This window comes from Micromonospora profundi (genome assembly GCF_011927785.1).
In the GTDB taxonomy this organism is placed as follows: Bacteria; Actinomycetota; Actinomycetes; order Mycobacteriales; family Micromonosporaceae; genus Micromonospora; species Micromonospora profundi.
Genome location: NZ_JAATJK010000001.1, coordinates 3,053,158 through 3,072,098 on the forward strand (window position 1 = coordinate 3,053,158; position 18,941 = coordinate 3,072,098).

At 69.4% G+C, this 18,941-nt stretch carries 18 protein-coding genes; 12 read left to right on the plus strand and 6 right to left on the minus strand.

Annotated elements, in window-relative coordinates; all coding sequences use genetic code 11:
* A complete protein-coding gene (locus F4558_RS13450; RefSeq protein ID WP_167944385.1) occupies positions 1-375 on the minus strand; it encodes a helix-turn-helix domain-containing protein in 375 nt (124 codons plus the stop codon).
* A gap of 164 nt (positions 376-539) precedes the next feature.
* Between F4558_RS13450 and F4558_RS13455 the strand changes: the two genes are divergently transcribed.
* From F4558_RS13455 to F4558_RS13480, 6 genes are all read left to right on the plus strand, one after another.
* Positions 540-929: a hypothetical protein gene (locus F4558_RS13455; RefSeq protein WP_167944387.1), complete on the plus strand. Its 390-nt coding sequence runs from the start codon at positions 540-542 to the stop codon at positions 927-929.
* A 124-nt stretch (positions 930-1,053) separates the two neighbouring features.
* Complete coding sequence (locus tag F4558_RS13460) at positions 1,054-1,386, plus strand: hypothetical protein (RefSeq protein WP_245241316.1); 333 nt, start codon at positions 1,054-1,056, stop codon at positions 1,384-1,386.
* Between the two features lies 1 nt (position 1,387).
* Entirely contained in the window at positions 1,388-3,820 is a 2,433-nt protein-coding gene (locus F4558_RS32145; RefSeq protein WP_167944391.1) for a DUF4132 domain-containing protein, read from the plus strand.
* A gap of 194 nt (positions 3,821-4,014) precedes the next feature.
* On the plus strand, positions 4,015-4,557 hold the full coding sequence (locus tag F4558_RS13470) for a GNAT family N-acetyltransferase (RefSeq protein ID WP_167944393.1): 543 nt from the start codon (positions 4,015-4,017) through the stop codon (positions 4,555-4,557).
* An 83-nt stretch (positions 4,558-4,640) separates the two neighbouring features.
* Positions 4,641-5,504 (plus strand): TIGR03620 family F420-dependent LLM class oxidoreductase, encoded by an 864-nt coding sequence (locus tag F4558_RS13475; protein ID WP_053660943.1) that lies wholly within the window; start codon positions 4,641-4,643, stop codon positions 5,502-5,504.
* A 113-nt stretch (positions 5,505-5,617) separates the two neighbouring features.
* The gene (locus F4558_RS13480) at positions 5,618-5,806 is read left to right on the plus strand and encodes a hypothetical protein (protein WP_053660945.1); all 189 of its coding nucleotides are present in this window, start codon (positions 5,618-5,620) and stop codon (positions 5,804-5,806) included.
* 178 nt (positions 5,807-5,984) lie between these two features.
* Here F4558_RS13480 and F4558_RS13485 read toward each other — a convergent pair whose 3' ends face one another.
* Positions 5,985-6,482 carry an LURP-one-related/scramblase family protein gene (locus tag F4558_RS13485; RefSeq protein ID WP_053660947.1) on the minus strand — a complete coding sequence of 166 codons (498 nt, stop codon included), beginning with the start codon at positions 6,480-6,482 and terminating at the stop codon, positions 5,985-5,987.
* A 291-nt stretch (positions 6,483-6,773) separates the two neighbouring features.
* Here F4558_RS13485 and F4558_RS13490 point away from each other — a divergent pair, with 291 nt between their 5' ends.
* Positions 6,774-7,760: a carboxypeptidase-like regulatory domain-containing protein gene (locus F4558_RS13490; RefSeq protein ID WP_245241318.1), complete on the plus strand. Its 987-nt coding sequence runs from the start codon at positions 6,774-6,776 to the stop codon at positions 7,758-7,760.
* Between the two features lie 500 nt (positions 7,761-8,260).
* Here F4558_RS13490 and F4558_RS13495 read toward each other — a convergent pair whose 3' ends face one another.
* A complete protein-coding gene (locus F4558_RS13495) occupies positions 8,261-8,923 on the minus strand; it encodes an MOSC domain-containing protein (RefSeq protein ID WP_053660949.1) in 663 nt (220 codons plus the stop codon).
* Between the two features lie 162 nt (positions 8,924-9,085).
* On the opposite strand from F4558_RS13495, the gene F4558_RS13500 reads away from it, so the two are divergent.
* A complete protein-coding gene (locus F4558_RS13500; protein WP_312877329.1) occupies positions 9,086-10,345 on the plus strand; it encodes a glycoside hydrolase domain-containing protein in 1,260 nt (419 codons plus the stop codon).
* A gap of 146 nt (positions 10,346-10,491) precedes the next feature.
* Here the strand turns inward: F4558_RS13500 and F4558_RS13505 are convergent, their stop codons facing one another.
* On the minus strand, positions 10,492-10,659 hold the full coding sequence (locus F4558_RS13505; RefSeq protein ID WP_167944397.1) for a hypothetical protein: 168 nt from the start codon (positions 10,657-10,659) through the stop codon (positions 10,492-10,494).
* A 349-nt stretch (positions 10,660-11,008) separates the two neighbouring features.
* On the opposite strand from F4558_RS13505, the gene F4558_RS13510 reads away from it, so the two are divergent.
* The 4 genes from F4558_RS13510 (at position 11,009) to pflA (ending at position 17,008) form a co-directional block, all read left to right on the plus strand.
* Entirely contained in the window at positions 11,009-11,218 is a 210-nt protein-coding gene (locus F4558_RS13510) for a hypothetical protein (RefSeq protein WP_053660953.1), read from the plus strand.
* Between the two features lie 299 nt (positions 11,219-11,517).
* On the plus strand, positions 11,518-13,920 hold the full coding sequence (locus tag F4558_RS13515; protein ID WP_167944399.1) for a phosphoketolase family protein: 2,403 nt from the start codon (positions 11,518-11,520) through the stop codon (positions 13,918-13,920).
* 98 nt (positions 13,921-14,018) lie between these two features.
* The gene (pflB, locus tag F4558_RS13520) at positions 14,019-16,256 is read left to right on the plus strand and encodes a formate C-acetyltransferase (RefSeq protein ID WP_167944401.1); all 2,238 of its coding nucleotides are present in this window, start codon (positions 14,019-14,021) and stop codon (positions 16,254-16,256) included.
* Entirely contained in the window at positions 16,256-17,008 is a 753-nt protein-coding gene (gene pflA / locus F4558_RS13525; protein WP_053660957.1) for a pyruvate formate-lyase-activating protein, read from the plus strand. The genes pflB and pflA overlap by 1 nt, the downstream gene beginning before the upstream one ends.
* A 112-nt stretch (positions 17,009-17,120) precedes the next feature.
* On the opposite strand, the gene F4558_RS13530 is transcribed toward pflA, so the two are convergent.
* Both F4558_RS13530 and F4558_RS13535 read right to left on the minus strand, forming a co-directional pair.
* Positions 17,121-18,386 (minus strand): prolyl oligopeptidase family serine peptidase, encoded by a 1,266-nt coding sequence (locus tag F4558_RS13530; RefSeq protein ID WP_053660959.1) that lies wholly within the window; start codon positions 18,384-18,386, stop codon positions 17,121-17,123.
* 148 nt (positions 18,387-18,534) lie between these two features.
* Positions 18,535-18,915, minus strand: coding sequence for a hypothetical protein (locus F4558_RS13535; RefSeq protein WP_231640242.1), 381 nt, complete (start codon positions 18,913-18,915; stop codon positions 18,535-18,537).
* Positions 18,916-18,941: the final 26 nt, after the last annotated feature.

Sequence of the window (18,941 nt, forward strand, 5' to 3'; positions counted from 1 at the left end):
TCATCGCAGCATCGCCCGCCACCGGGGAAAGCTCAGGCCGAGTTCGGTCGCCATCAGCCGGCTCAGCGTGCGCTGGCTGGTGGCCAGTGCCCGCGCATGTTGAGCGAGGCCGCGTTGATCTGCGGGTTCCTGCCGCAACGTCTCGGCCAGCGCGAGTCGCGGGTCCCGGGGCTCGGGTAGCCGCAGGCACGATCTGGGCGTCGGTCCCCTCGACGCGAGTTCCTGCACGAGGACCGCGTGCAGCGCGGGCCGCTCGGTTCCGTCACGGTGGTGGTCGACGAGCGCCGGGACGACGTGTCGCGCCAGTTCGGTGAGGAAGACGAGCGTGGGTTCGCCGGCCTCCGTCAGGGTCGACGGCGCGTCGACAAGGAGCACTGTGGCGACGACGCTGCGGGTGTGCGCCAGATGGCGTGCGGAAGCCCGGCCGGAACGAACGGCAGACCTGAGTACGCCGACTCATGCCCGGCCGGGTTGATCCGTCCAGGCTGGACCGCGTGATGGCTGAAGGGGTCGGCACAGCTCGGCGGGGCGGCCCGATCGTGGGACTCCTGGTCCTGGTCTGGGTCTGCGGGCTGATGGCTGCGGCCGGGTGGTGGGTGGGCATCGGCTTGGAGCAGTGGAGCGTCAGCTACGGCGACCAGCCCGCCGAGTTCGCAGACCTCAGACGTCGGGCGAGCGTGGCCCTGCTGGTCGTCGCGTTTGTGGCGACCGCAGGGCCGGCCGTCATCGCGCTCGTCGCGTACCAGCTGCGGCGGGTGCGCACCGCAGTTGTTTTCCTGGTGCTGACCGTCGTGATCGCCGTGCCCGCCGCACCGGTCGCCGTGCTCACCGTCCGGGACCTCGATCCGGCGCCGGCACCGACCACGCCCGGCCCGCCGGGGCACTGCGTGGAACGCAGCGGCGGGGACACCCGCTGCCCGGGCGGCTGACGGAGCGGTTCGTCAGACCAGCGTGCCATGATGCCGCTCATCTCAAGGCAAGGAGCACAGCCGGATGGCCACGGTGACGGTTCGGGATGAGACAGCGACGGGCAGGGCGATAGATCAGTGGCCCTTGACCGGGCTGCCGGAGCGCATCTCCGCGCGGGAGCTGGTTCGGTTGCGCGTACGCGAGGAGGTGGCGCGGTTCAACGCCGACCAGGCCGAGGCCTTCCGGGGCCTGGTGCGACCCACCGACGCGGAGGCGACGTTGAACGGCTATCGGGTCGGTCGGGGCCGGCGGCTGGACTGGGAGCGTCAGGCGGACGCGGCGTGTGACGCCTTCGCCCGTAACGGGTTCGTGCTGCTCGTGGGTGACCGCCAGGTCGAGGATCTGGACGAGGAGATCGACCTGCTCGCGGATCCCGAGGTGGCCTTCGTGCGACTCGTCCCGCTGGTGGGTGGCTGACGTGGGTGACTGGACGTCGTTGCTTCCCGCTCTGACCGCGTCGGAGCGTCGGGAGGTGGAAGCGGGGCTGGTGGAGGCCGATGCCCGAGTTCGGCCGCTGCTCCAGAGGACGGCAGACTATTACTGGGCAGCGCAGGTGACAAACACGCCGGAGTGGGCCGTCACCGAGTCGTGGCCGCCCGAGCTTCGCCGCCGCGCCGCGCTGGCCATGCATCTGGAGGCGGCGACCGGTTCGGTGCCGAGCGCACTGAACTACGTCGTGCGGAGTCTCGCCGACGGCGTGCAGGACTGGACCCGGGCGGATCTGCTGTGGTGCCTGGATGTCGCCGGGCGGGGATGGGGCTACCAGAACGCCGCCGACCTGGAGTTGCCGACGGCGATCGCCGGGTGCCTGTCTCCTGCGGATCTTGCCGATCTGGTCCCGGCGCTTTCAGCCCTGTTCGACGAACTCGCCACTGACCATTTCGTCTCGGCTGGACCTCGACTGCGGGTCGTCACGCTGCTCGGGGACGCGCTCGACCGCGCCACCGGTCGCCGCGTGCCGTCCCGGTTGCTGCACAACGGGGACGAGTTCGGTCCCCTCGTCCGCGCCGGCCTGGAGGACGTCCTCGCCGCGCCGGGCGTACCCGAGTTGCTGGTGCACTGCGCCTCGCTCGACAAGCCGGTGGCGCCTGCGGGGTGGCTGCGCGGCCTCGACGGGCAGCTCGCGACCGCTACCGAAGGGGCGAAGGCCGTCCGCCGGGTCCTGGAGGCGTTCGCCGCCCACCGGCACTCAGTGCACGACGACTCGGACCGACTCCTGCGTGGCCTGGTGTGGGCGCTGTCCCGGGAGTCGGACGACGACGCGACGGAGCTGCTGGCGAAGGTCACCGCCACCGCCGCGGCCGCTCCCCGGCACGCGTCCGGTTTTCCCCACGCGCAACGCACCGCGATCGCCGCCGTGCAACTGCTGGCAGGGCGCGACGGTGAGGTGCCGGTGCGGACCCTGGCGCGGCTCGCGGTGACAGTGAAGAACAAGGCCGTACGCGGTCGCGTGCACACCGCGTTGGCCCGCCTCGGCGCCCTGCGGGGATGGTCACTCAGCGAGGTGATGGAACTCGCCATCGACGATCACGGGCTCGACACCGATGGGAGCCGACGCACCCAGGTCGGCCCGTACGAGGCGACAGTGCGGGTCGTGGGCGAGAAGGCACGCCTGACCTTCGCTCGCGGTGACGTCGGGCTCAAGGGCGTTCCGGCTGCAGTCAAGGAGACCCACGCCGCTGAGCTGAAGCAGCTACACGACCTGGTGAAGGGCATCAACGCGACACTGGCCGCCGAGCGTCAGCGGGTGGAGTCGCTGCTGTCCGAGGAGCGCACCTGGGCGTACGCGGACTGGGTGTCGCGCTTCCTGGACCACCCGATCACCGGGACGTACGGGCGGCGGCTGCTCTGGGAAACCAGCGCCGACGGGCGCGGCTGGACGGCGGGCCTGCCCCGCGAGGACAGCGAGGGGTGGACAGTCGCCGGTCTTGACGGGCGGCCGGTGCGCGGTGACCGGTTCCGGCTGTGGCATCCCCTCCGCGCCGGGGTGGACGAGACCCTCGCCTGGCGTGAACGGGTGCTCGCTACCGGCCTGACACAACCGTTCAAGCAGGCGTTCCGTGAGGTCTACCTGCTCACGCCGGCCGAGGAGCAGACCAGTTCCTACTCCAACCGGTTCGCCGCGCACATCCTGCGCTACCGGCAGGCGAACGCGCTCATGCGCGCCCGTGGCTGGCAGGCCAGCTACCTCGGCAGGTGGGACGGCGGGTACGACAGCCAAGCCACGAAGATCTTCGGCGGTGGTGCGTGGCGGGCGTCCTTCCACCACCAACTTGTCGACACGGACAACCTCGGCGACTACGACGTCCAGTACTGCTCCACAGACCAGGTGCGCTTCGCCCGACAGGAGGGCACGACCTGGCGGCCCGCACCGGTCACGGACGTGCCGATGTTGGTGTTCACCGAGGCGATGCGCGACGTGGACCTGTTCGTCGGCGTCACCTCGATCGCCACGGACCCGCAGTGGGCAGACCGTGGCGAGGACCGGTTCCGGGAATACTGGCAGACCACAGTGGTCGGCGAGCTGACCCCGTCGGCGCAGGTCCGCCGGGACGCCCTGGCCCGGCTGCTCCCCCGCATGGCCATCGCCGACCGGGTCACCCTCGAAGACCGTTACCTGCACGTACGCGGGAACCTGCGCGGCTACCGGATCCACCTCGGCTCCGGCAACATCATGATGGAGCCCAACGACGCCTACCTCTGCATCGTCCCCGCGCCTGGGGGCACCGGGCGGCTGCACCTGCCGTTCGACGACGACCCGATGCTGTCGACGATCCTGTCGAAGGCAATCATGCTCGCCGCCGACGACAGGATCACCGACCCCACGGTGCTGAGGCAGCTCACCTCATGACCACCATCACGCCGGCCGGTCGCCGTCCAGCGACGCCACTTTCCGTTCCGCGCGTACCTTTAGCCGCAGGCCGGCCGGCGTCGCGGCAGGTTGTCGGTGGGGAGTGGCATAGTTCTGCCCGTCAGCGGGGAGGGCGGGCGCGGCGGCGATGCGGGATCGCCGCACGTGCCCGGCAGGAGGGAGCGGAGCGACAGGTGAACGAGGCTGGGACCGCACCGATCTCCGAGGCGCACCCCACCACCAGCGGACGGTTGCTGCTGCGTGCGCCCACGGCCGTGGACCTGGCGGACGTGTACCGGATCCACGGCGACCCTCGGACCAACCAGTTCAACCCGGACGGCCCACACGCCGACGTCGAGGCCAGCAGGGAACTGCTCGACGGCTGGCTCGACCACTGGCGCACGCACGGGTTCGGTTACTGGGCGGTGCAGTCGACGACGAGCGGTGAGGTGATCGGCTTCGCTGGTCTCCGTCGCGGCCAATGGCTCGGTCGTCCCATCCTGAATCTGTACTACCGCTTCGCCCCTCCCCACTGGGGGCACGGCTACGCCACCGAGGCGGCACGACACGCCGTCGAGTGGGCCGCCGCGCACACGCCGGACCTGCCTGTGCTGGCCCGCACCACCGCCGACAACCTTCCGTCCATCCGGACGGCACAGGCGGCGGGTCTGATACGGCGGGCCGACCTCGACGCGGCCGACGACGGGGTGTGGACTGTGGTGCTGGCCTCGCGCTGACGGTCAGCTCCTGACCTACGCGGACCTCTGCGAGCCGAAAGGCCCGGAGGGCTCATACCGGAGCCGGTGCGTAGTGTTCCGGTATGGCACAGCGACTGGTCAGCGTATGGCAACCGTTCTTCCTTGGTAGCGCGAGTCGGGGCGCGGCCATCGATGCCGCGACGGAGTTGGAGGATCTCGGCTACTCGCGGCTCTGGTTCTCGGGCGGCTTCGGGGAGAACGTCGCCCCCCGCTTCCGGGAGATCCTGGACGGGACCAGGCGCATCGGGGTCGCGTCAGGGATTGTGAGCATCTGGCATTCGTCGCCCTCTGAGGCGGCGGCGTTCGCACAGGACGCGGAGCGGGCCCATCCCGGCCGGTTCCTGCTCGGTCTCGGCGCCAGCCACGCAGTGGTGGTGGAAGGCAGCGGCACAACCTACCGCAAGCCGTATTCGAGAATGGTGGAGTACCTCGACGGTCTCGACGCGGCCGGGCTCCCTCCCGAGCGGCGGATCCTGGCCGCACTCGGCCCACGGATGCTTGAGCTCTCCCGCGACCGTTCGGCCGGGGCGCACCCGTACTTCGTCCCTGCCCAGCACACCGCCGAGGCCCGGGCGGCGATCGGGCCCGACCGGTTGCTCGCCCCCGAGGTCGCGGTGGTCCTCGACGCAGACGCCGCCGCGGCGCGCGCCACGGCTCGGCAGTACACGAGCGGATACCTCGCCCTGCCGAACTACACAAACAACCTGCGGCGATTCGGCTGGACCGACGAGGACTTCGCCGCAGGCGGCAGTGACCGACTCGTCGATGCCCTGATTCCCTGGGGCACAGCCGAAGAGGTCGCTGCCGGGCTGGACAAGCACTATCAGGCCGGCGCCGACGAGGTGGCGGTCCAGGTCCTCAATGGCGGCGACGCCACGACATTCCCCGCCGACGCGTTCCGCGCTCTCGCCGCAGTCCTGATCTGACACCGTGACGTGCCGGTGGTGGGAGGCACCGGGCCGCCAGGACAGGTCTGTGGTCGGTTTCCCGGCCGGTTGTTCGGGTATCGCCGCTGGTCAGGGCCAAGGAAGGGACACACATGACCGAGCACGACGAGCGACGTGGCGGGGAGCAGACCGGGGTGCCGCAGGACGAGGATGCCCGCAGCACCCGGGCGGCGCAGGACGCCCACGGCGGCAGCATGGCACCGGGGCTTGTCGACGACACGGGCCACCCGGTGGCGCAGGCCCCGGCCGACCGGTTGGCCGAGGCCGAAAACGCGGACTGAGCCGCGAGCGGCGGGCCAGGTTGCGCTGCTTGTCGAACGTCGGTGGCCGGCCGCCGAGGCTGCCACGCCTGCGGCGGTCGGCCGACCGGGCGGATGGAGATCTCCACAAGCCTCACCACCGCCCCGGCCGCTCCGACAACCGCATGGGTGACCCCGACTCCTGTCCGCCAAACAGCGGTCAGTCCTCGTCGGCCTTCTTCTTGTCGCGCTCCATGGCCAGATCGAGCGCGAGGACGCTGCCGATGATGAGCAGCGGGTCGACGCCGGCAGTGACCTGCACGGCGTAGGTGTCCCGGATCGTCAGCCACCGCTTGGACACCACGGCCACCTCGGTGCCGTCGCGTTCGATCACGTACTCGTGGTCGAGCAGGTCACCCTTCATCTCCAGGTCGTCTGACCCGGGCACGTCGATGGTGAACTTGTCGCGGAACGGCGTGATCAGTTTCTTGCGGACCTCTGCGGCCTTCTCACCGCCGATGCGGATCTCGTACGTGGGGCGTAGCGCCACCAGGTGCCGGTGCAGCGTGGCGACCTCCTGGCCGGAGGCGTCCTCAATGACGATTTTGTTGCGGACGCTGAGAACCTTGCCGTCGACGTGGAAGACCTTGGTGCCGTGCTCGTCGATCACGTCGAAGTCGTCGCCGATCGAGAAGAACCGCTCCTTGATGACAAACATGGTTCGATTCTCCCCCACCGCGCACGGAAGTGCCGGCCTCTGGCGGGCGCCAGCCACCAACTGGTGCATCACGATGAAACTGCTCCATGGATATGTCCGGCCGGCCAATCCGCTCAAATCCCGCCCTGGCACGACTGGGTCCTCCGACCGGAGCTCGGAGGTGGGATCGCGCAACCCGTCCCGCACAGGGCATAGTGGCCGGCGGCACCATCGACCGATGTTGCCTGCCCTTGGTGAAGGTGGATGGAAGTGACGACGCGCTTACGTGTCCGATGGACCCGAGCGGCCGCATTGATCACGCTGACCGGGGGCATGCTCGCGGTGTCGGCGGCGCCCGCCACTGCCGCGCCGGAGACCGTCCGCATCCTGAGCGTGTCGGCGGAGAACGTGAAACCCAACGAGACGGTACGCGTGCAGTATCGCGTCACCAACAACGGAAGCCGGGCCGAAACGGCCATCGTCGTGGTCGGCGGCGGCTTGCGATGCACCTCCGGATGCCGGGTAGAGCCGAAACTCGGTCCTGGCCGGAGCCAGACCTTCGACACCACGCTCGTCGCCCCCGCGGCTCGCCCGGGTGAGACCACCGGCCTCAACATCTCGATCGGCGTGCGGCTTGCCGGGCAGAACACCTACGCCCACAAGATGGTCTACGTCCACGGCCCAGGTGCGTCGTCGCCCGGCGGCGACAAGCCGGCGGCCGGGGTGAGCGGGGTCTCTGGGAGGGTCCGCGACGCTGGCGGAAAGGCGATCGGTGGCGTGGCTCTGACCATTCGGGACAGCGCCGGGCACGAATACCGGACGACCAGCAGCCCCAGCGGCCAGTTCGCGGTCACGGCCAGCGCCGGCAAGACGATCGCCGCAGGACCCATCACTGTCCGCGCGGTCAAGGACGGCTACCGCACCGCTCGCACGACAGTACGGGGCAGCGCCGGTGACGCCGCGACCGTACGGCTGACCCTCTCCGCGGTGGCGACGCCCGCCAAGACGTCGGCGGTACCGACGGCAGAGGCAAGCCCTCCCGCCGCGGCAGGCGACGGCACCCCCGAGGCCGCGCCGCCCACGCTCAAGGCCGTCAGCGACGAGGGGAGCGGTTCGTCCCTGTTCTTCCTCCTGGGCGGCTTGCTGTTCGCCGCGGGCCTGGGCGCGCTCGCACTGGTGGTGATGCGTCGAAGGAACGCACCGGAGGCGGATGTTCCCCCGACCCAGCCGTTGGCACCGGCCGGTAGGGGGATGGCCGACGCTCCGACAGTTGTCCTGCGGCCGTTGAAGCCTCTATAGATCGTCGGGCCACCAGTGCGGATCAAGACTCCTGCCGTGACCGTGAGGGCATCGTCCGTAGCCCGTGTTTGAGACGCTCCAATGCTGGCGGCAGTACGGGGCGTCGCACTGGCTGCACAGGCCGGCGTCGTCGTAAAAGCCAGCGGTGGTTACGGCCGCGTACCGGTACGGCTGGGCGAAAGCATCGGCGATCCGTTCCGCCTGCGCCACGTCGACCGGTTGGCCGGATCCGTTGCCCGCCGCGATCCCGGAGAACAACAGCCACCACTGATCGCCTCCGCTGCGCTGCCGGGCAGTGTTGTAGGTGTTGCGCTGCGCCGACGGCCAGCGCTGCCAGTCAGCAGGTCGGGTGCCGGGTGGGACGAGTTCGACACGTGCTGACGGTCGCCCACACACCGCGCACGGCGGCTCCGCTACGAGGGCCTGGAGCATGGGTCATCATTCCGTCCGTCGCCACCTGGTGCCTTGGATGCACCTCGTCGCGACCACTCGATCACGAGCTACCGTCGTCGGGGAAGCCGCTCCGCGAGGGTCTCACGCAGATCGTCGGGCAGCCCGTCGACCTCGACCAGCTCAGGCAGCAGTTCCGGCTCGGTCATGTACGCGCGAAACGCCATCGCGATCGACACGCCGTGCGACGGACGGTCCTCCACGGTCACCGGATCGCCGGCCCGCACCTCGCCCGGCTCCAACACCCGCAGGTAGGCGCCCGGACGGCTCGCCCGGGCGAAGGTCTTCACCCAGCCCGGCTCCCCCATCTTGTGCTGGAACGTGGCGCACGGAATGCGACCGAAGGTTGGCTGCAGGACCAACAGTGCACCGACGCGCCACCGCTCGCCGATGACCGCGCCGTTGACGTCGACTCCCTCGGTCGTCAGGTTCTCGCCGAAGAGGCCATTGGGCAGCCGCCGGCCCAGCCGCGCCTGCCACCAGCCGTAATCCTCCAGCGCGTACGCGTAGACGGCCTGGTCGTCACCGCCGTGATGCTCGACGTCGAAGATCCGGTCACCGACCAGGCCGCTGTGCAGCCCGGTCGTCTTGGGCCCCGGCGCGCGTACGGTGACCGCGTGGCCCACCGGCTGCTTGTTGATGCCCGTGACACCAACGCCCTTGGCCGGGTTGGGCTCCGGCACTGCCAGGTTTACCGAAACGATAGTGCTCACATCCGGCAACCTAGCCGCCCTGACCTCCCCACGCCGAGCGCATTTCTCCGCAGTGCTCGATCGCGTCGAGCGCCTCGGCCCTCTATTGCCATCCGTCGATTCGTGGTAGAAATCCGTCACACAGGCCATCAACGGCCAAGGTTTTCTTCACATGGAGGCGACGTGCGGGTCTTCGCCGGGTGGCTTGTGGGTCTCACCGTTGCCGCAGGGGTCGTGGCACCGGCCAGTCCGGTAGCGGGTGCCGCGACATCCGCACCAACCTCGACCGCCGTGGCGCCGATGGCCGTCGGCCCGCAACCCGGCACCTTCACCGGCCGGGGGTTCGACACCTGCACGGCGCCGTCACAGGCCGCCATGGACACCTGGCGAACCAGCTCGCCCTACGGCGCGATAGGCATCTACATCAGCGGGGACAGCCGCACCTGCTCCCAGCCCAACCTCACCGCCACGTGGGTGGCCAACCAGACGAACAACGGATGGCGACTGCTCCCCATCGAGCTGGGTTACCAGGCACCGTGCGGCACCCGCGCTCCGAAGATGTCCGCCGATCCCACCACCGCCCGGTCACAGGGCGTCTCCGCGGCGAACAGGTCCGCGAACGCCGCCCAGGCACTGGGCATCGGCAGTGCGAGCACCATCTACAACGACATCGAGCAGTACCCGTCAAACGCGTCGTGCCGGGCCGCGGTGCTGTCGTTCCTGTCCGGCTGGGTCGAGCAACTGCACGCGCGGGGCTACCTCGCCGGCATGTACTCCAGTGGCTCGTCCGGAATCAAGGACGTCTGCGATGCGTACGGCAACCCGAGCTACACGCGGCTCGACCAGATCTGGATCGGCTGGTGGAACGGGGTGGCTGACACGCGGGCCGGCAGCTACTGCCCCGACTCCTACTACGCGAACCAGCAGCGCGTGCACCAGTACGCCGGCGACGTCACCGAGACGTGGGGCGGCGTGACGATGAAGATCGACCGCAACTACCTCGACGTGAGGGTCACGCAGGCCCCGCCGCAGCAGTGGACCACGACCATCGACAACAGCACCTCGGGCGGGTTCACGGCGAGCACCGCGTGGGGCACCTCGGCCTACTCCGGCCAGCGGTACGGCACCGACTACCGGTTCGCGAGCCCGGTGTCGTCAAGCGACGTCGCCTGGTTCCGGTCGACCATTCCGGCAACCGGGAACTACGAGATCTCGGTCTGGTACCCGGCCGACGCCGGCTACAACGATCAGGCGCCGTATCTGGTGGCGACCACCACTGGGAACAGGTCGGTGTCGGTCAACCAACGGACCAATGGCGGCCGATGGGTCTCGATCGGTGTGTTCACCCTGGCGGCCGGCACGGGCAACACGGTCGGCGTGAGCCGCTGGACCGGTGGCACAGGGCTCGTGGTCGCCGACGCGGTACGGATCACCCGGGCCTGAACTCTCACGTCGGGTGCCGGCCCGCAGCAGGGCGCCGCCGGTCCGCCGCCGGACCTCAGGCGCGGGGACGGGACGGCGGGCGGTCAGCTCCGGCGGCGTCGGATCCGTCTGACACCTCGCGTTCGGACCGCCCGGACCGTCACCGGCTAGGCCGGCTCGCGCACACCGTCGTCGCCGTCATCCGGCATCGGTTCGACAGGGGCCTGCGGCAGTTCGTCGGGCGTGTCCGGCAGCAGCTCGCTGGCGTCGTCCGGTACGGGCTCACGCGGGTCGATGGGCGGATACTGTTCGGGGTCGAGGTCCGGTCCAGTCATCCAGCGAGTATCCGTCACCTTCGGCGCTGCCGCTCGCGGGACCGAATCGTCACGCCCCCGCCGTGGCCCCAGCCGCATCGATGACAGAAACGGGAGTGCCAAGTTCGACGGTACGGAGGTCCCTACGCTGGTGCGCTCGATCTCCACCGAGCGGAAGGTATCCACTGTCCACAGCCGACGACGTGCACACGGCGGCCGTCGCGACCGACCCCAGCACTGGAAGCTCATGCGGTTCGTGCTCTGGAACGGCCCACCCACCGCGGCCCTCCACCCCAGGACGGCGTCGTGCTGCTCGACGACACGTCCACGTTCGGTTTTCTGGCCGGTCGTTGGGGTATCGCCGCTGGTCATGACCGAGGAAGGGACGCACATGACCGAGCGGGACGAGAGGCGTGACGGGCAGCGGACCGGGATACCGCAGGACGAAGAGGCCCGCAGCACCCGGGCGGCACAGGACGCCCACGGCGGCAGCATGGCGCCGGGGCTGGTCGACGACACTGGCCACCCTGTGGAGCAGGCCTCGGCCGACCGGTTGGCCGAGACCGAAGACGCTGACTGAGGCACGGGCGGCGGGCCGGTCGGGAACAGTCTCGGTCAGCCCGCCGGCCGCACCTCGCCGACCAGGTGCCCCGAGGTTGCGCCGGTCGTCGGACCGTTCGCCACCAGCGGCTTCACCGTCTGCACATCTGGCAGTCGAGAACGCCACGCGCCGGAGTACCCGGTACTCCTTATCGCACCGGCAATGCCCTGGAATTGGGGCCGAAGGTCCTTCCGCTTCCGGCATGCGGCCCCGGGTGGTCGACCCCAGGTGGGCCTAACGTGGGCCCTGACAAGAAGAGATCTGTGAAGGGGACCACCGTGACCACGGTCGTATCCGAACTCCGTACGCTCGACGAACTCGACGACACCGAACTCGCCCGTCTGGACGCCTGGTGGCGGGCCAACAACTACCTGACCATCGGACAGATCTATTTACAGGGCAACCCGCTGCTGCGTGAGCCCCTGGCGCCTGAGCACATCAAGCCGCGCCTGCTCGGCCACTGGGGGACCAGCCCCGGCCTGTCGCTGATCTACGCGCACGTCTCCCGGCTGATCCGGCGTACCGGTCAGCAGGCGATCTACCTTGCCGGTCCGGGTCACGGCGGCCCGGCGCTGGTGGCCGCCGGCTATCTGGAAGGCACCTACAGCGAGATCTACCCGGACGTCAGCCAGGACGAGGCGGGGATGCTGCGCCTGTTCCGGCAGTTCTCCAGCCCCGGCGGCATCCCGTCGCACGTGTCGGTGACCACCCCCGGCTCCATCCACGAGGGCGGCGAGCTGGGCTACGTCCTCGTCCATGCGTTCGGCGCGGTCATGGACAACCCGGACCTGCTGGCCATCGCGGTGGTAGGCGACGGTGAGGCCGAGACCGGACCTCTTGAGGGCTCCTGGAAGGGCGTGTCCTTCCTCAACCCCGCGCGCGACGGCGCGGTCCTGCCGATCCTGCACCTCAACGACGCCAAGATCGCCGGTCCCACAGTGCTGGGGCGCAAGGATCCCGAGGAGGTACGCAGCCTGCTGCGTGGCCACGGTTACGACGTCATCGAGGTCGAGGGCTCCGACCTGCCCGGCATGCACCACCGCTTCGCCGCTGCCCTCGCCACTGCCTGGACGAGGATCCGCGACATTCAGACCGCCGCCCGTGACGGTTCCTGGGACGGAACCCGCCCGACCTGGCCGCTGATCATCCTGCGGTCGCCGAAGGGCTGGACCGGGCCGGACTCCGTTGACGGGATCACCGTCACCGGGACGTGGCGGTCACACCAGGTGCCGCTGTCCGGCGTCAAGGACAACCCGGAGCATCTCGCACTGCTCGAGCGCTGGCTCAAGTCGTACCGTCCGGAAGAGCTCTTCGATCCCTCCGGCGCGCCCGTGGCGATGATCCGGGAGCAGGCTCCCGACGGCGACCTGCGGATGAGTGCCAGCCCGCATGCCAACGGCGGGGTGCTGACCCGGGATCTGGACCTGCCGGACTTCCGTTCCTACGCGATCGACGTGCCCCAGCCGGCGCAGCAGCGGGCCGAGTCGACGCGCAAGCTCGGCGAGATGATGCGCGACATCTACACCCGCAACGCCGACCGGTTCCGGTTGTTCTGTCCGGACGAGACAAACAGCAACCGGCTCGGCAGCGTCTTCGAGGTCTCCGACCGCGCCTTCATGGAGCGGGTGACGCCGGAGGATGTGGCGATCAGCCGCGACGGCCGGGTCATGGAGGTGCTCAGCGAGCACAACTGTCACGGTTGGCTGGAGGGCTACAACCTGACCGGACGGCACGGCATGTTCGCCACGTACGAGGCGTTCGCCATGGTCAGCGCCTCGCAGACCGTGCAGCACGGCAAGTGGTTGCAGGAGGCCAAGCACCTGCCGTGGCGCGAGAAGGTGCCAAGCCTCAACGTGCTGCTCACCTCGACGGCGTGGCGCAACGACCACAACGGCTTCTCCCACCAGGGTCCGGGCCTGATCCAGGTGGTGCTCACCCAGCGCGGCGACGTCGCCCGGGTCTACCTGCCGCCGGACGCCAACACCCTGCTGTCGGTGGCCGACCACTGCTTCCGGTCGCGGTCGTACATCAACCTCATCGTGATCGACAAGCAGCCGCAGTTGCAGTACCTCTCCATGGACGAGGCGATCGAACACTGCGCCCGTGGCGCGGGGATCTGGGAGTGGGCCGGCACCGACGACGGCACCAGCGACCCCGACATCGTCCTCGCCTGCGCCGGCGACGTCGTCACAATGGAGACGGTCGCGGCGGCACAGATCCTGCGCGACAGGCTGCCCGGCCTCAAGGTCCGCGTGGTCAACGTGGTCAACCTGATGACGCTGGTCCGGCCCAAGGACCACCCGCACGGCATGAGCGAGACCCTGTTCACCGAGCTGTTCACCGACGACGTCGACGTGGTGTTCTCCTTCCACGGCTACCCCGGCGCGATCCACCAGCTCGTACACGGTCGCCCGGACGCGGACCGGTTCCGGGTCCGCGGCTTCATCGAGCAGGGTACGACCACCACCCCGTTCGACATGACAGTGCGCAACAAGGCATCGCGGTACCACCTTGTGATGGACGCCATCAACAACGCCAAGCGCCTCCCGCGCGGCGCCGCGGACCTCAAGGCGTGGTGCCAGAGTCAGCTCGACCGCCACGAGGCGTACGTGGTGGAGCACCTGGAGGACATGCCCGAGGTCCGCGACTGGGCCCTCGGCGACTGGGCCGCACGCGGCTGAGATTGGAGGTCCCGGACGGGTCCCGCCCGTCCGGGACCTCCGGCCCTTAACTGCAGGGTCGTCACTCGGCGAGGCTGGGAGGAGATGAAGGAGGGGCCATGGCCACCACATCCCACGAAGCCTGGCGCGGGTTCCGCGGCACCGACTGGCGCGACACGATCGACGTCGGCGGGTTCGTCCACGACAACGTCGAGCCGTACACCGGCGGGTCGGAGTTCCTGACCGGGCCGACGCCCCGTACCGAACGGATCTGGCGGCAGCTTCAGCAGATGTTCGTCGAGGAGCGCCGTCGCGGGGTCTACGACGTGGATGCCCACACCCCCTCCACGATCACCTCGCACGAGCCGGGCTACCTCGACCGGGACCACGAGCTCATCGTCGGCCTGCAGACCAGCGCGCCGCTGCGCCGCGCGATCATGCCCAACGGCGGGCTGCGGATGGTGGAGGCCGGTCTCAGGGCGTACGGCTTCACCCCCGACCCGGCCGTACAGACGATCTTCAGCCGGTACCGCAAGACGCACAACGACGGCGTCTTCGACGCCTACCCGGCCGACGTGAAGGCCGCCCGCCGCTCGCACATCATCACCGGGCTGCCCGACGCGTACGGCCGTGGTCGGATCATCGGTGACTACCGGCGCGTCGCGCTGTACGGCGTGGACCGCCTGATCGCCGAGCGCCGGGCAGTCAAGGCGTCGCTCGACGCTCAGCTGTCGTCGGAGGACGTGATCCGCGACCGTGAGGAGCTGGCCGAGCAGATTCGTGCGCTGGACGAGCTGCGATCCATGGCCGGCCAGTACGGTTGCGACATCTCCGGTCCGGCGAGCACCGGCCGCGAGGCGATCCAGTGGCTGTACTTCGCCTACCTGGCTGCCACCAAGGAACAGAACGGCGCGGCGATGTCGCTGGGCCGAACCGCCACGTTCGTCGACACCTACCTTGAGCGCGACATCGCCGAAGGCCTGCTCACCGAGCAGGAGGCGCAGGAACTCGTCGATGACTTCGTCATCAAGCTGCGGATCATCCGGTTCCTGCGCACACCGGAGTACGACCAGTTGTTCTCCGGCGACCCGACCTGGGTGACCGAGGCGCTCGGCGGGATCGGCCGCGACGGCCGTCCGCTTGTCACCCGCACGAGCTTCCGCTACCTGCAGACCCTGTACAACCTGGGTCCCGCCCCGGAGCCGAACCTGACGGTGCTGTGGTCGCCGGCGCTGCCCGAGGGGTTCAAGCGGTTCTGCGCCCAGGTCTCGATCGACACGAGCGCCATCCAGTACGAGAACGACGACCTGATCCGGCAGGCGTACAGCGACGACACCGCCATCGCCTGCTGCGTGTCGGCCATGCGGGTGGGCAAGGACATGCAGTTCTTCGGCGCCCGCGCCAACCTCGCCAAGGCCCTGTTGTACGCGATCAACGGCGGCCGCGACGAGATGACCGGCGAGCAGGTCTTCGTCGCCGAGCCGATCACCGACGACGTGCTCGACTTCGACGGGGTCATGGCCGCGTACGACCAGACGCTCGACTGGCTGGCCGAGACCTACGTCGACGCCCTCAACGTCATCCACTACATGCACGACAAGTACGCCTACGAGCGCATCGAGATGGCACTGCACGACTACCCTGTGCGCCGCTTCCTCGCCACAGGCATCGCCGGCCTGTCGGTCGCCGTGGACAGCCTGAGCGCCATCAAGCACGCCCACGTCAAGGTGCTGCGCGACGAGTTCGGCCTGGCCGTCGACTACGCCGTGGACGGCGACTTCCCGACGTACGGCAACAACGACGACCGCGCCGACGCGATTGCCGTTGACCTGGTCGAACGATTCATGGCCAAGATCCGGCGGCAGCCCACCTACCGGGGCGCCGAGCCGTCGCTCTCGGTTCTCACGATCACCTCGAATGTGGTCTACGGCAAACACACAGGCAACACGCCCGATGGTCGGCGCGCGGGTGAACCGTTCGCTCCGGGCGCGAACCCGATGAACGGCCGTGACACGCACGGCATGGTCGCCGCCGCGCTGTCGGTCGCCAAGCTGCCGTACAGCAGCGCGCGCGACGGCATCTCGCTGACGATCACCGTCACCCCCGACGGCCTCGGCCACACCCGTGACGAACGGATCACCAACCTCGCCGGAGTGCTCGACGGCTACACCGACAGCGACGGCTTCCACATGAACGTCAACGTGCTGGACAGGGCGACTCTCGAGGACGCCATGGCCCACCCGGAGAAGTACCCGCAGCTGACCATCCGGGTCTCCGGGTACGCGGTGAACTTCGTCAAGCTCACTCCTGAGCAGCAACGCGACGTCATCTTCCGGACCTTCCACGGATCGCTGTGATGGCCGCCGCCGTCACGACGCAGGTGACCGGCTCGCTCCACTCCTTCGACATCTCCACTGGAGTGGACGGGCCGGGCACCCGGTTCGTCGCGTTCCTGGCGGGCTGCCCGCTGCGCTGCCTCTACTGCCACAGCCCTGACACCCAGTACCGCCGTTACGGCCGACCCACAGCCGTCAACGACCTGCTCACCGAGATCCGCCGCTACGAACGCTTCCTGAAGGTCGCGCACGGCGGCGTCACGGTGAGCGGCGGCGAGCCGCTGCAACAGCCCGCCTTCACCCGCGAGGTGCTGCGAGGCTGCAAGGAGATGGGGCTGCACACCGCCCTGGACACCAGCGGCCTGCTCGGCGACCGTGCCGACGACGCGCTGCTCGACGCCACCGACCTGGTGCTGCTCGACATCAAGTCCGGCGACCCGGCCACGTACCGGACCGTGACCCGCACCGGGAGGCTGACGCCGACAGTGCGGTTCGCGCACCGCCTGGCCGACCGAGGTACGCCGATCTGGGTCCGCTTCGTCCTTGTGCCCGGTCTCACCGACGACTCCCGCAACGTCGACGCTGTCGCGTCCATCGCGGCAGGCCTGCCCACCGTCGAACGCGTCGAGGTCCTGCCCTTCCACCGGCTCGGCGCTCAGAAGTACGCCGCCCTCGGCCTGCCGTTCCCGCTGGAGGGCACGCCGCCGCCGGATGAGGCGCTGCTGCGTCGGGTCCGTGGCCAGTTCCACGATCACGGGCTGACGGCGTACTGACCGCTTACCGGCCGGGACCTGCCTTTCACCTCGCCGGGCACGGCACTCCTACCGCGCCGAACTCTTGATGCCGGGGCGAGGTGGAGACCCAAGCCGGCACCGCAGGCGGCGATCACCGACGACCGCGGGCCATCCACTGCCAGATGTGGGTGCCGTTAAGGCTCGGGTCGTTGCGGGCCACGTAGATCCAGGACCAGTGGCCGGGGAACTGGTAGCCGTTCCATACGACGTGGTCGTACAGGGTGATCAGTGATCCCGGGATGAGGTTGTGGGCGTGGATCGTGTTGGACTCGGGCGGCACGGTGTCGTCGTCGCGTGAGGTGACCAGCCAGGTCGGGGTGTTGATTCCCGCCAGCTCCGCGTCGGTGATCAGCGGCGGGCCCCCTCCGCCGAGCGGCTCGACGACGCCGCAGATCGGCACCGACGCGGCGAACAGGTCGGGATAGGCGACGGTCATCTCCAGGGACATGTAGCCGCCGTTGCTGCAACCGGCCACGTAGATCCGGTCGGGGTCGACACGCTTGCGGCGTACGAGGTCCTCGACGATTTCGCGGATCAGCGGGGCGAACCGGGGGCCGTCCTCCATCCAGTAGGAGGTGCTCTGCGGAGCGACGACGTACGCGCCGGAGAAGATCCGTTGAGCCTCCGGGGTGGCGAAGCCCAGCGCGCCGCGGTTGGCGCGCAGCGTGGTCTCGTTGTCGTAGTAGTCGTCCGGCAGTGAGGCACCTTCGCCGCCGCCGTGCAGCCACAGGATCAGCGGCAGCCGACCGTGGCGGGGCGAGCGCTCCGGGGAGTACAACCGGTACTTCATACCCGAGCGCGAGACGTGGTGGCTGAAGGCGTCCACCTCGGGGTTCGACAGCCGCCCCTGCACGAAGCGGGTGATGGTGACCGGCGGGCCGTGACGCCGGACGAGCGGTGTGTTCTGCGTGATGGTGTAGACGAGGTCCAGCTGGACGTTGCGGCCCCTGCTCAGGATGTAGCCGAGGGTCCCACCGCCCGGTTGGCCTTCGGCGTGGCTCAGCTCCAGCACGATGTTTCCGTGCCTGTCGAGCCGGGCCGCCGTCACCGTGCGGTCCAGGTCGTACTCGCTGAAGATCAGATCGCCGGGAGCGATCGGGATCGGGCTGGTGGCCTTTGCATGCACGGTGAACGTGCCGGGTGTGAGCCCGGCGGCGTCGATCGACCCGAGTCGGCCGGTGTGGAGCGTGACCGACGTGACCTGCTCACCGCCGTCGAGTGTTCTCGCGTCGAGGGTGAAGCTCACGCTTGTGGGGCGGTGGCCACCGGCGTGGGCGGCGGCGCCGGGCAGCGCCAGGCCGACGGCGGCACCGGCGCCACCTGCCAGGACGGTGCGGCGAGTGACAGACGTTGACATACGGCCCCCGACACCTTGTTACGTAGACGTTTGTCGATAGTTTCAACCTAGTGTCGGCGAGATCCGCTGGCAACCGCCGCCGCCACAGGTGATCAGGGCACGTGCCGAGTGCGGGTCGTTGGTGCCCGGTCGACCTTCGGGCACACCGCTATCGAGAAGGCTGTACGTCCAACGGCGCCGTGATCGCGAAGTTCCTGTCGACCGCGTCAACCAGAGCGGTCCCCCGCTGCTCCAGTCCGACTCGTGCGGCCCATCCGCTGAGGGCGTCGAGAAAGCCGACCAGGTCCCGCTGCGCGCCGGCCAGCAGCCCGGGTAGCGCACGGTGTGGCAGGTCGATGTGGACGCCTGCCCACCGGCCGTGATGCCGGTTCGGGCCGCCGTCCTGCCACACCCGCAGATCGTCGCCGACGACCTCGACCTCCGAAGCCGGGTCATGTCCCAGCCACGGCGAACCGCCGATCGACACCTGAGCCCAGTCCCGCCAGTCCTTGAGCCCGGCACAGCAGCCCGGCGACCTGCCGCACCTCACGACCCGGATCCCGGGCCAGCAGTTCG

Excerpts from the sequence above, each read along its gene's own strand:
- F4558_RS13475 (WP_053660943.1), top strand. The coding sequence starts at position 4,641 with ATGGCACAGCGACTGGTCAGCGTATGGCAACCGTTCTTCCTTGGTAGC.
- F4558_RS13480 (WP_053660945.1), top strand. The coding sequence starts at position 5,618 with ATGACCGAGCACGACGAGCGACGTGGCGGGGAGCAGACCGGGGTGCCG.
- F4558_RS13485 (WP_053660947.1), bottom strand. The coding sequence starts at position 6,482 with ATGTTTGTCATCAAGGAGCGGTTCTTCTCGATCGGCGACGACTTCGAC.
- F4558_RS13505 (WP_167944397.1), bottom strand. The coding sequence starts at position 10,659 with ATGACTGGACCGGACCTCGACCCCGAACAGTATCCGCCCATCGACCCG.
- F4558_RS13510 (WP_053660953.1), top strand. The coding sequence starts at position 11,009 with ATGACCGAGGAAGGGACGCACATGACCGAGCGGGACGAGAGGCGTGAC.
- pflB (WP_167944401.1), top strand. The coding sequence starts at position 14,019 with ATGGCCACCACATCCCACGAAGCCTGGCGCGGGTTCCGCGGCACCGAC.
- pflA (WP_053660957.1), top strand. The coding sequence starts at position 16,256 with ATGGCCGCCGCCGTCACGACGCAGGTGACCGGCTCGCTCCACTCCTTC.
- F4558_RS13530 (WP_053660959.1), bottom strand. The coding sequence starts at position 18,386 with ATGTCAACGTCTGTCACTCGCCGCACCGTCCTGGCAGGTGGCGCCGGT.